This is a genomic window from Cephaloticoccus capnophilus, from assembly GCF_001580045.1.
Lineage (GTDB): Bacteria > Verrucomicrobiota > Verrucomicrobiia > Opitutales > Opitutaceae > Cephaloticoccus > Cephaloticoccus capnophilus.
The window spans coordinates 1-14,233 of record NZ_LSZP01000060.1 but is presented as its reverse complement, the minus strand read 5'-3'; the positions used below and the strand labels follow the sequence as shown (position 1 = coordinate 14,233).

The following is a 14,233-nucleotide window of genomic DNA, read 5'->3' as shown; positions in this document are numbered from 1 at the left end:
GCGTGTGAAGGATGGGGGAGGGCAGCAGCGCGGCTCGCGCTTGAAACGGGAGCAGACCCGAGTGGCCGTCAGCTGGGAGATTACCTTGCGTGTTGCATTCTGCCCGAGAGGTGAATGGGAGTGGTCACTGACCACTTTATGCGGCTGCGCTCAATCACGCTTCAGAACTTTAGAAACATCAGTTTTGCGCGGCTGGAATTTCGGGGGCGGCAGAGCTTTTTGCTCGGGCCAAACGGGCAGGGAAAAACCAATCTGCTAGAGGCGGCAGGCTTCATCACTGCGCTGCGCTCGTTTCGCACGCGCGAGACACGGCACTTAATCGCCAACGACGCACGCGAAGCGGCGATTCGCTGCGAGGTTGCGGTCGGCAATGGGGCTTCGCTGTCTCGGGCGGCGACCGGTGGAGCGCTCGGTGAAGCAGTCGAGTTGATCATCAAGCTGCGCACAGACGGGCGCGAGCTTTGGCGCGACGGCGAGCGAGTCGCGCGGCTGGGGGCTCATCTTGGGCAATTCCCGTGCGTGGTGTTTTCTTCGCAGGACATGGCCTTGTTGCGCGGTGCGCCTGCACTGCGGCGGCGGTGGCTCGACCTGACACTCGCAGCGGTCGATGCAGAGTATCTGCGCAGCTTGCAGAGCTATCACCGTGCGCTGGCGAGTCGGAATAGTTTGCTAAAAACGGGGGCGAGTGATGCCGCTCTTACCGCCTTTGAGCAGACAATGGCGCCTGCAGCGGCGCAGATCGTCTCACGGCGACACACGGGGCTCGATGAGTTGAGCGAGCTACTCCGCGAAGCTGGAGTAAAACTTGGAGGGGCCAGCGGCGAAGCGGCGCTGCGTTACGCACCGAATTTCGATGCCCAAAACGAGGGCACGTGGATCGAGCGTTGGGCCAAGGGACGGGAGCGCGATCGGCAGTTTCGGAGCACGCTAAATGGGCCGCACCGCGACGATTTTTTGTTTTTGCACGATGGGCAGGCTGCAGGCGACTACGCCTCTGAAGGGCAACAGCGTGGGCTCGTCCTCGCGCTGCGTTTAGCACAGGTGCAGTGGTTTCGCGCCAAAACGGGAATCCGCCCCGTGCTCTTGGCCGACGATGTGCTGGGTGAGCTCGACCCCCAGCGGCGGCAGCGATTTTGGGCGGCGATTGACGCCGAAAGCCAAATCATCGCGACGGGCACGCAGCCGCCCGATACGAGCTTGGGTGAGTGGCAGATTTTTGAGGTCAGTGGCGGGAAGTTTACCGAAAGAAATCCAGAGCGTAATGAGCTTATAACTACAGAAGTTCAGCCAAAGGAGAACGTGCCATGCTAGCCGAGTGGGGGTTGGGCGAGTGGGTGCTGGCGGCGGCCTGCGCATTTATCATCGGTGTCTCAAAAACTGGAATCGCCGGGCTGGGGATGTTGGGAATCGTGCTTTTTGCGAATCTGATGCCGGCAAAGCTCTCGTCGGGCTTCGTGCTCCCGATGTTGATCATGGGGGACTGCGTGGCAGTCGCCGCTTACCGAAAGGATGCGCAGTGGGCGATGCTCCTAAAGCTGTTTCCGTGGACGGGGCTGGGCGTTGTTTGTGGCTATTTTGCGATGGGGCACCTCACGAACGCGCAAGCGGGCGCTTTCATCGGGACGATTATTTTGGTGTTTATCGCGGTGCATCTCATCCGCCAAGGGACAAAGCCCCGCTCGTCTGGCGGGACACGCGTTGGCGGCCCGTCGGCTTTGCGTAAGGCCACCGCCACTGCGGATCAGAAAACTCATGGCACTGGGTTTGTCGCTACCTTTGGGATCATGGCCGGGTTTACGACCTTGGTCGCCAATGCGGCCGGGCCGATTATGGCGATTTACCTGCTGGCGATGCGGTTGCCGAAGCTGCAGTTCATGGGCACAGCGGCTTATTTTTACCTGCTTATGAATTGTTTTAAAGTGCCCTTCATGGTGGACCTTGGGCTCATCAATTGGGAAAGCGCAAAAGGGAATCTGATCCTCGCGCCTGCGGTCTTTGTCGGGACGCTGATCGGGCGCGTCGTTCTGCAAAAAATGAAGCAGCAGCTTTTTGAAATGATCGCACTCGTCCTGTCTGTCGTCGCCGGATTAAACCTGCTCTACCGCTCTTGGGCGGGATAAGTTGTTCGCCGCCCAAGCTAAGCAAGTGACCAAAAATGAACCTTAATGACTCTACGACTACCGCTCTGAAAAACGATCAACACAACTGCTGGCCGGAGGCTGAGAGCGTTGAGAGGTTTCGTGCGAATCTCGCTGCGGTGAATGCGCGAATCGCGGCGGCTTGCGCGCGTGTCGGGCGCGCCCCGTCGGAGGTGAGGCTTTTGCCTGTGAGTAAAACCAAACCAGCCGAAGTAGTGCGGCTCGCCTATGCAGCAGGGGTCCGCATTTTCGGGGAAAACAAACCACAAGAGGCACACACGAAATGGGAGGCGCTGTGCACGGAATTGCCCGACTTGCGCTGGTCGGTGATTGGCCACTTGCAGACGAATAAGGCGAAGCTCGTCGCCCGCTGCGCCAGCGAGTTTCAGGCACTCGATAGCTTGCGCGTGGCCGAGGCATTGGAACGCCGTTTGCAGGCTGAGGGGCGCGGGCTCGATGTCTTTGTGCAGGTCAACACCTCGGGTGAGGCCAACAAGTACGGGCTGCCGCCAGAAGAGGTCGCCGCGTTTTTGCGCGAGCTGCCCAGCTTTAGCGCGCTGCGCGTGCGCGGGCTAATGACGCTCGCGGTATTTTCCGATGACGCCGAGCGCGTGCGCCGTTGCTTCGTGGTTTTGCGCGAGTTGCGCGAGAGGCTCCGACAAGACGCGCCTAGTCGCATCTCTTTGGACGAACTCTCGATGGGGATGAGTGGCGACTTCGAGTTGGCGATTGAGGAAGGCGCGAGTGTCGTCCGCGTGGGCCAAGCGATCTTCGGTGCTCGCGCGACTCCCGATAGCCATTACTGGCCAAGTGGCGCACTGGAGACGGAAAAGGCGAAACCTAGCGAGGACAGCACCGCATGAACATTCGGCAAATGTGGGCGGCGAAGCTCGCCGGATTAAGTGTGCCGCGCAGCGGCGGTGCGCGCGGTCGAAGTAGTGCATCTGCCATTACGGCGGCGCGCCAAGCCGGTGGGGCGCACGCGGGCCGCGGCGCTTTTGAGGGGCAAGTGCTCGGCATCGACCCAAGTCTGCGCGGAACGGGGCTTGCCGTTGTGGAATTTCGCACGGGCCGTATGCCACTCTTGCTGCACTGCCGCACCGTTACGATCTCGCCGCGCGTGCCGATGCCGGAGGCACTGGCAACCATCCACCGCGCAGTGAGTGCTGCGCTCGACGGGCACGAGGTTCAGCATGTTGCAGTCGAGCAATCCATCTACGTGCAGAATTTTCAGACGGCGCAAATCCTCGGTGCTGCGCGCGGCGCGGCAATCGCCGCGGCCGCACTGCGCGCGCTGCCGATTTTCGAATACGGGCCTACACGGATTAAGCAGGCGGTCGTTGGCACAGGCCGCGCCAGCAAAGAGCAAATGCAAAAAATGGTGATGGGGCTTGTGGGGCACGGCGCGACACTCGCGCCCGACGAAGCCGATGCCGCCGGTGCCGCCATTTGCCACGCCTTTACCTATCGGTGAGGCGTGCTGCCTCTGCCAAAACGAAACAGCGCGTAGGGCAACGCCGCCTGCACCGAGGGTATCAATCCGGCTACGTGTCCTAGCAGCTTAGGTTCTAGTTTTCTTTAGGTCGGGGCGGGGGAAATCAGGTATTGCGCTACGTAGCCATCCCTCATTCTTCACCGCAGTTTCCACGAGCCTGTTAAGTCGGCTTGGGTAACTTAACTGTAAGCTGAAACCTCAAAATCATGACAATCAAAGGCACTCTTAACACTGGGGCGGCAATTGCCGCTGCATCTGTAAACGCACAAGTGGATCCCCCGCCCCTTGATAACGAAGTTTGGGCACCGGAGCCGGCGCACGTCGCTACTCCCTTAAATGCTGCACCGTCGGATGCGATTGTGCTTTTCGACGGCTCCGGAATTTCCGAGTGGGAGAGTGTGGAGGGCGGTGACGCATCTTGGCAGGTAGAGGAGGGGGGCATTCTCACCGTTGTACCTGGCACCAAGGACATTCGCACGAAACGTAGCTTCGGTGACGCCCAGCTCCACATTGAATGGCGCACGCCCATCTATGCCGAGAAGAAGACCGGGCAGTGGCCGGGTAATAGCGGCGTTTTCCTTCAACAGCGCTACGAAGTGCAGGTGCTCGATAGCTACGAGAATAAAACTTACGTGAACGGTCAGGCTGCCGCGATTTACAAGCAGGCTATCCCCTTGGTAAATGCCTCGCGCGCACCGGGCGAGTGGCAGACCTATGACATCATTTGGACGGCCCCCCGTTTCTCGCAGGGCGGCGGTCTGATCTCGCCGGCACGCATCACCGTGATACATAACGGCGTCATCGTCCAAAACAACGTTACCTTGTCAGGGAAAACCGAATACCGCGATCCTCCCTCTTACAGTCCGCACGGCCCCGCGCCGCTTATGCTGCAAGACCACGGAGAGCAGGTCAGCTTCCGTAACATTTGGATACGCGAGCTTTAGTTGGTGAGCTAAAGGCCGAGCGGCTGTACCCTGTGTGCACAGCTACTCGGCCAAGCCCCAACGAGATAGTCAGACAGACTCGGGGCCCCAAAGAAGAGCCCTAGGGCAGTGAGGGAAAGGACCTTCCCTCACTGATCGAGATATCCCTCTTGAAACACGTTTCTCGATATGAGGCGTTTAAGCGCACTTTCCCTTTCTTTTAGGAGTCGCAGTGCCTCGGGGATCAGGCGATCAACTTCATAGATACTGTTTTGTTCAGCGTAGGCTCGGAGTGCAATCGCAGCGGCGCTGACTTGCCCAAATGCGGTGTTTTTGTAGGGCGATGAGGGCCGCTCCGGCACATGCGGTGCTTGTTCAATATAGAGTGTCCCTGCTCGCTGACCACCGACGAAAGGGTCGGGCTCATGATAAAATGGCTCATCCCAGAGCGTTTTAACGGGAGAGAGAATGTTCGTTGTCTGCCAGATCTTTTCTGCTCCCCTGGCTGAGGTGTAGAGCATCTTTGCGATTTCCCAACTCTCTTCAACATAAGGGCTGTGCTTATTGATCCCAATATTGGAGCCGCCCATCACACTGGTACGTCGCCCACCGGGCTCCCAAGCCGGTAGGGGCATGAGCCTTATCCTTCCAGCCATAGCGGGGTTATTTATTTTCCAATCTCCATAAACCCAGTCGGGGAATAGATTACCCACTACGAAGGCGTCGAGGTGCTGACGAAATCCAGAAGGGCCTGAGGTGACTGGAGCCGCAACGCGATCAGGCCCAGTAAGCCAAGTGATGATTGTTGCGAGGGAGCGAGCATTGCGCTCATTGGCGAATATGGGTACGTCATTTTCGTCGAAAAAGACTCCATCATTTTGCATCATCAATAGCAGCAAGAGCTCTGTGTCGGTTTCTGAGAGGTTAAGTAAATAGCGGTCGGGACGTCCGTCGCCATCACGGTCTACCATTAGCGGTCGCATCACGCGGAAGTAATCCTCCCAAGTTTCGATTTCGTTAACATCAATACCTGCTTCCTCCACTAGGTCTACATGATAGCCCAGTAGCACTGGGTGCACATCTTTGGGTAGACCAAATATCCGACCACGCGAGGTCATGGTAGAAAATGAGGGCGCGTTGAATTGCTCATAGAGCCCCTCATCGTGTAGCCGATCCGTAAGGTCTAGGAAACCAATCTGATCAAGTGGGCCGAGAAAGGCTTTGGGATAAACATCATGGTTGGATTCAATTATATCTGCCAGTGGCGTGCCGCTTAGGAAGCCCGAGAGCATCCCCCGCTCAATGGCGGCCATGTGCATCAACTTCATAACCACGGGCTTATCGGGATGCGACCGGTTCCACTCAGCAATGTCTTCAACTCTCGCTTCGCCGTGATGGCTGGAGAAAACCCAATACTGAATGCCTTCAGGCTTCTCAACTGGCAGCAGTATCACAACGAGTGAACTCAGTACCGCCAAGCTTACGATGACTAGCGCCCCTGGGGAAAAGAAGCGATCTGTTAGCGTTTTAAGAAAATTCGGCATAACAGTGAGTCGGGGTAAAGGGGATCTGCCTTCGACCTGTTTGCAGGCAGGGGCGATTTTTTACAGAGGAAGCAGATTTAAATCTACTTCCGCAAGACAAAGTGCCCCCGCTTAGCATAAGTAAGCGGGGGCGCAGTAACTCAGCTTTTAGAACTTTACGGTCGCTTGAACCTTAAAGAGCCTTCCCGCACCAGTGAACAGGCCTTCAGAACCATAACGGGCCCCACCGGTCTGAACATAGTTCTTCTTGTCGAGGACGTTATCGACATAGAGGCGGACTTGATAGCGGCCCCAATCGTAGCCTAAGCCTGCATTTACCAGCGTGTAACTAGGAATGTAGAAACTTGGCTGCACAACGACGCCAAGCGGCGTTAAGTCAAGAGACGGAACTTCACCCGCGAATTCACCGGTATAAACCGCACCGAGAGTGGCACTCAGGCCGGAGAGCGCTCCGTCGTGAACGCGGTAGGTAAGAAGTGCTGCTGCCAAGTTCTTCGAGACGAAGCGGACATCACGGCCCCACTGATCGCTCATCTTGACTTGGCTGAAGCTGGCGAGTGCAGAGAGGTTGCGGGTCAGTGCTCCATTTACCTCGACCTCAAAACCGTGGTTTTTTTGGTCAGAGACAAGAGTGGCGGGGGCATTCATGTCTCCGGCTATTCTAGCAGGATTACCAGAGGTAACATTCGTCTGAGTGATTTCGAAATAGGCGAGGTTGATTGAGAGCCGCCTGTTAAAGAACTCCGATTTTACCCCGTACTCGTGCTGTTTGCCCTCACTCCACATCGCCACTCCGTTAGCGGCGGTCGGGATACTGTTAGTCGAGTAGCTATAGTAAACCGATGCCTGCTCTGTGATGCGATAGAGCGCACTGCCCATATACATCTCTTGGGAGTCGGACAATCGCGAACTGTCGCTAGGCCTGACCTTGTCCGTTACTGAATTCATCGTTTCATAATACATTACCCCCCCAGAGATCGCGATCTTATCTTCCCAGAAGGATGCACGCTGATTAAGGAAAATCTCCGTAGTCCTATCGGCGCTTTCGTTGTTAGATTCAAAGCTATTCCCCCACACCACGCTTTGGTCTTGGTTTTCTAAATCATAGAGGCTGTACGGTGCCATAGCGCCGACGATAGCTCGGTACTCGGCTTCGCGGTGTTTGTAAGCCCAACCAGTGACCGTTTGGAGCTTCACGACCGGGAGCTCATAGTTAAATACCCAGTCATTTTGTATGACACGAGTTTTGGCCCACGCCGAAATATCTAATGCTCTAACTTGGATATTCGTCGGGTCATAGTAAGGGCTAAAGGTCGAGATGTAGGGGTTAGTCTGCTCATCATAGGGCAGGCTAGGATTTTGACGCGACCATACGTAGTCTTGGGTTAGGTATCCGGTGTAGGGGTCGTAGCGATCATTCCCCGTATAGGGAGTTACGGTATCAGCAAGCTGGGGAAGATTGGGGCGCACTACCGCGGAGGTTTCTCCACCACGATCCGCAAAGACGGCGAGCCGCATAGTGATGTGCTCGTTAAAGGAGCTGGTCAGTTGTGCCTGAGCCGTCCCACCTGCATAATTCAAGACTGCCCACCTGGGGATGCCATTCATACCGCGATAGGAAAACCCGGGGGCGAGAATAGGCTTTTGTCCACGCTGAGTAACAGAAGGATCAAGGATCGCATGTGCCGAGTGCGCTTCGGTCGTGTTGCGATAGTTATAACGGATAACGAGCTCCGTGGTCGGGTTAATTCTCCAAGTGAAGGACGGTGCGATTACCCTGCGGCTACGTTCAAAATCTTTCGACCAATAGCGGTGTGTATCTTGGTAGACGCCGATGAGTCGGTAGGCGAAACGTCCAGAGTCGTCTAGCGGGCCAGTGGTATCGAAAGAGAACTTATTGGCATCCCATTCGCCATAGATACCTGTGATGGATGTGCTGCGCTCAAACTGAGGGGACTTAGTGACGATGTTAACGTGTCCACCAGGGCGAATTCCGGCCGACAAAATTGCATTGGGGCCTTTAGAAATCTCGATCCGCTCAATCACCGCTGGCTCCATTAAGTAACCAGAGGTCTCCAAGAAGTTATCGATAGTTTTCCACGCAGACTCGAAACCGCGCATGGTCATCGTATCTGCAAAAGCTTGGTGATAACCCGCTTGGACGCCAGCACTGTAGCGGGTCGCATCGAGAATGCGCACGGGAGCGACGTCCTCAATAAAGTCCTTTGTCAGTACGCTAATTGTTGCCGGCGTTTCGATCATCTGAGTGCGAATCCGCACGGCGGAAACCGCATCGGCGGCTCGATAGCGGTCTACCGTCTCGCTCTCCACAGTAAAGGTGGGCAAAACGTAGGTATCTTCTACTGTTTCGGCAGCTTGATCCCAAGAAGGAGACTCTTGAGCGAATAACGACGCGGAGCTCAACAGGGAGCAAGACAGGGCGAGTACAAGGCCCGTCGGGATTAATTTCTTAGGGGGCATAACCTTCTGGGTTAGGGGTTTAGGTTTGGTAAAGGCCGCAGAGGGCGGCACTCATCGCAGGGCAGAAAGCGCGGGTGTGTGCTTTCACCTAGCAGACAAGCGACGGGGGAAATGAAGGGATATATATATGAGTCAAGATCGCTTTAGTAAAATTACTTAGTCTTATGATATAAATGAGTTAACAGCCCATTAATGCAGTTTCGCTTCTTCAGTTTTCCTTATTTGAGGAATGGAAGCTTCATTAATAACGTCATAAGTAAAGCGTAGTGGAACGCGCACTACATTTACTTATCTTAGTTGGAATGACTCATTCTAAAACAGCAATGAGCTCTCATAACACTATGATGTACAATAACTATGAGAAAAACCAGGAGCTCACTGAAAAAGGCGGTCGAGAGATGGAGCAGGCAGCCTATACGCTCCCGCCCCCTTCTCCGACTAAGGGCCCAGCAGTAAAAATACATATCCTGACTGGAGAGCGACACTGGTATCAGGCTGCATTTTGTCTGTGGTCCTTTGCCGCAGCATCAGGACGTGCGGTGGCCCCTGTCATTTTTGACGATGGCAGCCTTAAACTGGAGCATATTGAGGCACTGAAGAGGACTTTTCCTAAGCTTACCTTTGTCGGTGCCACTCAATCTTTGGATTGGCTAGACACCCACCTTCCGGATAGCCACTACCCGACGCTACGGGCGCAACATCGCGTTAACCCAATCTATCGTAAGCTGTTAGATATTCACGCGGGACAGGTCGAATGGCGTCTGCAAATGGACTCAGACATTCTATTTTTCCGCTCGCCGGAGTTTGTTCTGAAATGGTACGACTTGCCTCAAGCTCAGCTCTACTTATATGATATAAAGAATGCTTATAGTGCTTCGATTGACTACTTGAGCGAGTTGGCCGGTCGTCCAGTACTTCAGCGGGTTAATGCTGGTCTCCTCGGGATTCGCTCAGCGGATATAGACTGGGAGCAGATGGAGTTTTGGGCGAAAAAGCTGACCGCGCACGGAGGGAGTGCTCACCATGTTGAGCAAACCCTTTTCGCTCTCCACCTAAGCGACCGCGAGTGCATCTATCCTGATCCGAAGGATTACGTATTACTCCCTGATCCTCCTGAGGCCATTGAGTGTAAAGCGGTTATGCACCATTATGTCACTTACGCAAGACTCTGGCATTTTCAGAAGAACTGGCGGCGCTTTGTTAGCGGTAGTCAACTAAGCTAATGACTTACCGAAATGGCTAGCGCCTCTGGCGCGGAAGCCTGTGATTAGGAGTGAGGGGCACTTTTAAACGAAGGTACCCCTCCTTTTCAGTACCCGGCTCAAGTCTCCGAAGACTCGCTGTAGAGTAGGTTGCGCGAGATGAGTTTATTGAGTGATTCCTCCTCCTCTTGGAGGAGCCGTAGTGCTTCCGGATAGAGCCCTTCGGCATCGTAAATCCCGTGCTTATCGGCATAGGCACGCAGGGTAATCATCGCTACACCGATCCGACTGTAAGCGGTTGGAGTGTAGGGCGAAGACGGACGTGTGGGGACATCGGGCGCGGCGGCCACCAGAAAGGAGCCGGGAGATTGACCGCAAAAGAAGGGGTCGGGCTCATGGTAGAACGCTTCGTCCCAAAATGCCATTACCGGCGATATAATCATATTCGTACGGTAGGTGGCTTCCGCAATTTCCCGCGACATATAGAGTTCCTTCGCCATTTCCCATGCCGCTTCGATATTTGGACTGCGTTTGTTAATTCCGATCATCGTGCCTCCGCCCAGAACGGTCGTGCGCCGCCCGCCACGTTCCCATGCGGGCAGCGGCATCACCTTCATCATCCCGCCTAAGCGAGGCGTATTGAATTTCCACATGCCAAGTTGGATATCCCCGATTGGAGTGCCGATAACGAGCCCATCCATGAGTTGCTTAAGCCCAGAGGGCGAATGGATGGGGACGGGGGTTGAGGCGCGCTCGGGCCCCGTGACCCATGTGACCATCGTGGCTAGGCTGCGCGCATTGCGCTCGTTGGCAAAGGCAGGTTGCTCCTGCTCGTCGAAAATCACGCCATCGTTTTGGAGTAGAAAGCCGATGATCATGTCTTGATCAAACTCGGAGAAGTTGAGCGAGTAACGGTCCGGTCGACCATCGCCATCAAGGTCTACCATCAGCGGTCGCATCACGCGGAAGTAGTCTTCCCAAGTCTCGATTTCGGAGACATCAATCCCTGCCGCTTCCACAATATCGGCGCGGTAGGCAAGCACTGCGGGGTGCACATCATGTGGTAGCCCAAAAATGTGTCCGCGCGAAGTATGCGGCGAGAGTGACGGCTTGTTAAACTGCTCGTAAAGCCCCTCCTCATGAAGCCGCTCGGTAAGGTCTAGAAAGCCCACACGATCAATGGGCCCAAGAAAGGCCTTAGGAGACATTCCGACCGTTACCTCCATGAGGTCTGCTGTGGGTGTGCCAGTAAGGAAACCGGAGAGCATTCGGCGTTCCAGCGCGCCCGCGTGCAAAAGCTTCATCGCAAAAACCCGATCAGGGTTTTCCCGATTCCAGCGTTCAATTCGGGCCTCGTAGGCGGAGGCATGCTCTTGGACGAAGACCCAGTACTCAATGCCTTCGGGCTCTGAACTGGGTAAGAGTGCCACCAAGATGCTGGACACCACTGCGAAGCTCAAAATCAGCAGGCCACCAGGGGAGAGAAACCGATCACTAAGAGAGCGTGAGAGATTCATAAGGCAGAGGAAAGCTTGACGCGTAGAAACTCGTAGAATCGCTCCCATGCAATGACGAATGGTGCCTCTTCATCCCCATAGAACATTTCCTTATTTTTGCGAGTACCTCGAAGACTGGGACAAGCTACTCGGGGGCTTGAGCGGTGAGTCTCAGCTTAGCTGACAAAATCCTCTTGTGTTTGAGGCTTGGGTTGAAAGCGTTCGCGCGCTCGGGCCTGCGTACCTGTTCTTAGTCGAGTGCGGGGCCCAGCTCCCCATAACCCAAACAACAAAAGGAGTAGATCCTATGCTGATACGATCAACTGTGTCTAGAGAACTGACCTGCGAACAAAAGAGGGCCAATGCCCAAGTGTTTAGTCCTAGCAAGGTCGCGCCCACCCCCATCCACGAAGTGACTGAAGTGCTCGTCTGTGCACAGCAGGCAGGAGGTGTCAAATGAGCAAGCCCGTGAAAATCCTCATGGTCGGTGCGGGTGGTCAAGGCAAAGGCCACTCTGCCAGGTATCAGCAAATGCCCGGAGTAGAAGTTGTCGCGGCTGTCGATGTACAAGCCGAGTTGCTCGCGGCTTTCGCCAAAGAATATAAAATCCCCAACACTTTTAGCTCTGTTGAAGAGGCGATTGCATGGGGCCAATTTGACGCCGTTAGCAACGTAACCCCCGATCGCTTCCACTATCCGACGACCTTGCCCTTGCTCGCAGCTGGCAAGCACGTCCTGTGCGAAAAACCGCTAGCAACTAACGCGGCTGACGCCGTTAAGATGGCTGAAGCCGCCGCCAAAGCCGGTGTGGTCAACGCCGTAAACTTCAGCTACCGCTCTGGCGGGGCCATGCAAAAAGCCGCCGAGCTCGTCCGTTCGGGGTTGATTGGCGAAGTCCGCTTCTTCGAGGCCAGCTACCTACAAAGTTGGTTGCACCAACCGGCTTGGGGCGAGTGGACGACAACTCCGCAATGGCTGTGGCGGCTTTCAAGTGCCCACGGCTCGAAGGGTGCGCTCGGCGATGTCGGTGTGCACATTGTCGACTTCGCCACCTACGTGATGGACCTGCCAGTCGCTGACGTATCGTGTCGCTTTGCGCTGCACAATAAAGCCCCCGGCAACAAAATCGGCGAATACGTGCTCGATGCTAACGACAGTGCGACAATGCAGGTCTCACTCGCCAATGGTGCCCTAGGCACAATCTCGCAGACCCGTGTCGCCAGCGGTCACCTCAACGATCTGCGCCTCAAAGCCTACGGCACCAAGGGGGCTCTTGAAGTCAGCACCAGTGGAGAGCTGGGAACCTTAACTGCCTGCTTAGAGGCCGACTTGGAGAAACCGAAGTGGCAATCGATCGAGGTCGCCCCAGTGACTGATAACCAAGCGCGCTTTATCGCAGCGATACGCGGCGAAGACGGCCCCCGGGCCCCTGACTTCGCACGCGGTGCGGAGATTCAAAAAGTGCTTGATGCGGCCGAAGAGTCCGCCGCCCAACGAGGCATCACCATCAACCTCTAAAACTCAGAAAGACCGCAGAGCACTTGCTCTGCGGTAACGTGGAAGCCGCCTCTTGCTTGCTTTTTGCAAATGAAAAGGCCCCGAGTGAAAATCTTCACTCGGGGCCTTCTTGCTAAATCAAAAGGTCTGCGACCTTAATGCCCACCGCGTGGGTTCCCCTTTTCCTGGGCGCGAATCTCGGCGGTCGTGCGGATTTTCTTTCTAGCCGCGCCTTTGTAGCCCGCCTTGGTTTTGATCAATGGCCCCTTGGCGAGCCGGGCTTTCGCCCCTTTGATGGCCTCGCTGTATTGCGGCAGCCACTCCGCTTGGGCGACGAGCATCTCATCCACCAGTTGCCACACTTCGGGCGGGTTACAAACGGCACTGACGAGTGGATCCATGAGCATGGCCTGGCGCAGTAGGTTGATGTCGCCAGTGGCGGCGGCGTGCGCCCCCATACGCTGTACGGAGATACTCGCGTTACACACGGCGGCGCAACCCAAGGGCAGATCGCCAAACTGTGGCATATTGAACCCAAAGCGGTCAACGAAGCCGGGGGCTTCGATAATCGCATCGGCAGGCAGATTGGAAATCGTGTTACGATTTACCAAATTAAAGAAACCGCGATATACGCGCCCGGTCTCCATCGCCTCAAGGATGTAGCTGCCGTGCTCCGGACTGCGATTCTCCGCGGTGAACTCAAGCGTGGCGGGCAAGCGGCCTTCGCCAAACTCTTCTTCAAACCAATGGCGACCTTCGGTCACGTAGCGCAGGTAGCCGCCAGTCTCGCCATGAATCCAAGCGTTGGTACTGGTATCGATCCACTTTTTAATCTCAGCGGGGCGTTTGCGATACCAAGGCAGGTATTCGCTCAAGTGACCGTTCGATTCGGTGGAGAAGTAGCCGAAGCGGCGCATCATATCGATACGCACCTTTTCATCGCGTGCAGCCTCGGGGTGGTTCTCAAAACCCGCGAGAATCCTGTCCATCGGGACATCGACGCCGTTGTGCTTTACTTCGGTGAACCAAGTCTGGTGGTTGATGCCGACGCAGATCACATCAAGATCCTTAGCGGATGCGCCGATTGCTCTTGCAATCTCGTGTATGCCGCCCTGCACGCCATGGCAAAGGCCGACGCAGCGCACGCCGCCGTAAACACTGGCCGCCCAAGTCATCATCGCCATCGGGTTAGCGTAGTTGAGGAGTAGGCAATTCGGCGCGGCGACTTCGCGGATGTCTTTGCAGATGTCGAGGAGTACCGCGATCCCACGCTGCCCGTACATGATACCGCCCGCGCAAAGCGTGTCGCCCACGCATTGGTCGATTCCGTATTTGAGCGGAATATCGATGTCGTGTGTAAAGGCTTCGAGGCCGCCGGTACGCACCACGCAGAAGACGTAGTTCGCCCCACGCAGTGCCGTGCGCCGATTTAGGGTCGAACTGACTTTTGCCTTTAA

Annotated in this window: 11 protein-coding genes; 7 read left to right on the top strand and 4 right to left on the bottom strand. The window is 55.8% G+C overall.

The features are described 5' to 3' along the window. The first annotated feature begins 114 nt into the window (after window positions 1–114). From recF to AXK12_RS07695, 5 genes are all read left to right on the top strand, one after another. On the top strand, window positions 115–1,311 hold the full coding sequence (gene recF / locus AXK12_RS07715) for a DNA replication/repair protein RecF (protein WP_068713132.1): 1,197 nt from the start codon (window positions 115–117) through the stop codon (window positions 1,309–1,311). Beyond that, complete coding sequence (locus AXK12_RS07710) at window positions 1,305–2,120, top strand: sulfite exporter TauE/SafE family protein (protein WP_068713131.1); 816 nt, start codon at window positions 1,305–1,307, stop codon at window positions 2,118–2,120. The genes recF and AXK12_RS07710 overlap by 7 nt, the downstream gene beginning before the upstream one ends. 35 nt (window positions 2,121–2,155) lie before the next feature. After that, window positions 2,156–3,001 carry a YggS family pyridoxal phosphate-dependent enzyme gene (locus AXK12_RS07705; protein WP_068713130.1) on the top strand — a complete coding sequence of 282 codons (846 nt, stop codon included), beginning with the start codon at window positions 2,156–2,158 and terminating at the stop codon, window positions 2,999–3,001. After that, window positions 2,998–3,612, top strand: coding sequence for a crossover junction endodeoxyribonuclease RuvC (locus AXK12_RS07700; RefSeq protein WP_068713128.1), 615 nt, complete (start codon window positions 2,998–3,000; stop codon window positions 3,610–3,612). Before AXK12_RS07705 ends, AXK12_RS07700 begins: the two co-directional genes overlap by 4 nt. A 227-nt stretch (window positions 3,613–3,839) precedes the next feature. Further along, on the top strand, window positions 3,840–4,577 hold the full coding sequence (locus AXK12_RS07695; protein ID WP_068713126.1) for a 3-keto-disaccharide hydrolase: 738 nt from the start codon (window positions 3,840–3,842) through the stop codon (window positions 4,575–4,577). Between the two features lie 128 nt (window positions 4,578–4,705). On the opposite strand, the gene AXK12_RS07690 is transcribed toward AXK12_RS07695, so the two are convergent. Both AXK12_RS07690 and AXK12_RS07685 read right to left on the bottom strand, forming a co-directional pair. Next, window positions 4,706–6,100, bottom strand: coding sequence for an ABC transporter substrate-binding protein (locus AXK12_RS07690; protein WP_068713124.1), 1,395 nt, complete (start codon window positions 6,098–6,100; stop codon window positions 4,706–4,708). 147 nt (window positions 6,101–6,247) lie between these two features. Continuing rightward, window positions 6,248–8,581, bottom strand: coding sequence for a TonB-dependent siderophore receptor (locus tag AXK12_RS07685; RefSeq protein ID WP_068713122.1), 2,334 nt, complete (start codon window positions 8,579–8,581; stop codon window positions 6,248–6,250). A gap of 341 nt (window positions 8,582–8,922) precedes the next feature. Here AXK12_RS07685 and AXK12_RS07680 point away from each other — a divergent pair, with 341 nt between their 5' ends. After that, window positions 8,923–9,804: a hypothetical protein gene (locus AXK12_RS07680; protein ID WP_068713120.1), complete on the top strand. Its 882-nt coding sequence runs from the start codon at window positions 8,923–8,925 to the stop codon at window positions 9,802–9,804. Between the two features lie 98 nt (window positions 9,805–9,902). On the opposite strand, the gene AXK12_RS07675 is transcribed toward AXK12_RS07680, so the two are convergent. After that, on the bottom strand, window positions 9,903–11,300 hold the full coding sequence (locus AXK12_RS07675; protein ID WP_068713118.1) for an ABC transporter substrate-binding protein: 1,398 nt from the start codon (window positions 11,298–11,300) through the stop codon (window positions 9,903–9,905). Between the two features lie 435 nt (window positions 11,301–11,735). On the opposite strand from AXK12_RS07675, the gene AXK12_RS07670 reads away from it, so the two are divergent. Further along, entirely contained in the window at window positions 11,736–12,797 is a 1,062-nt protein-coding gene (locus tag AXK12_RS07670; protein WP_269446583.1) for a Gfo/Idh/MocA family protein, read from the top strand. Window positions 12,798–12,931: 134 nt separating this feature from the next. On the opposite strand, the gene AXK12_RS07665 is transcribed toward AXK12_RS07670, so the two are convergent. Further along, on the bottom strand, window positions 12,932–14,233 hold a 1,302-nt coding region (locus AXK12_RS07665), incomplete at its 5' end, for a family 4 glycosyl hydrolase (protein WP_068713115.1).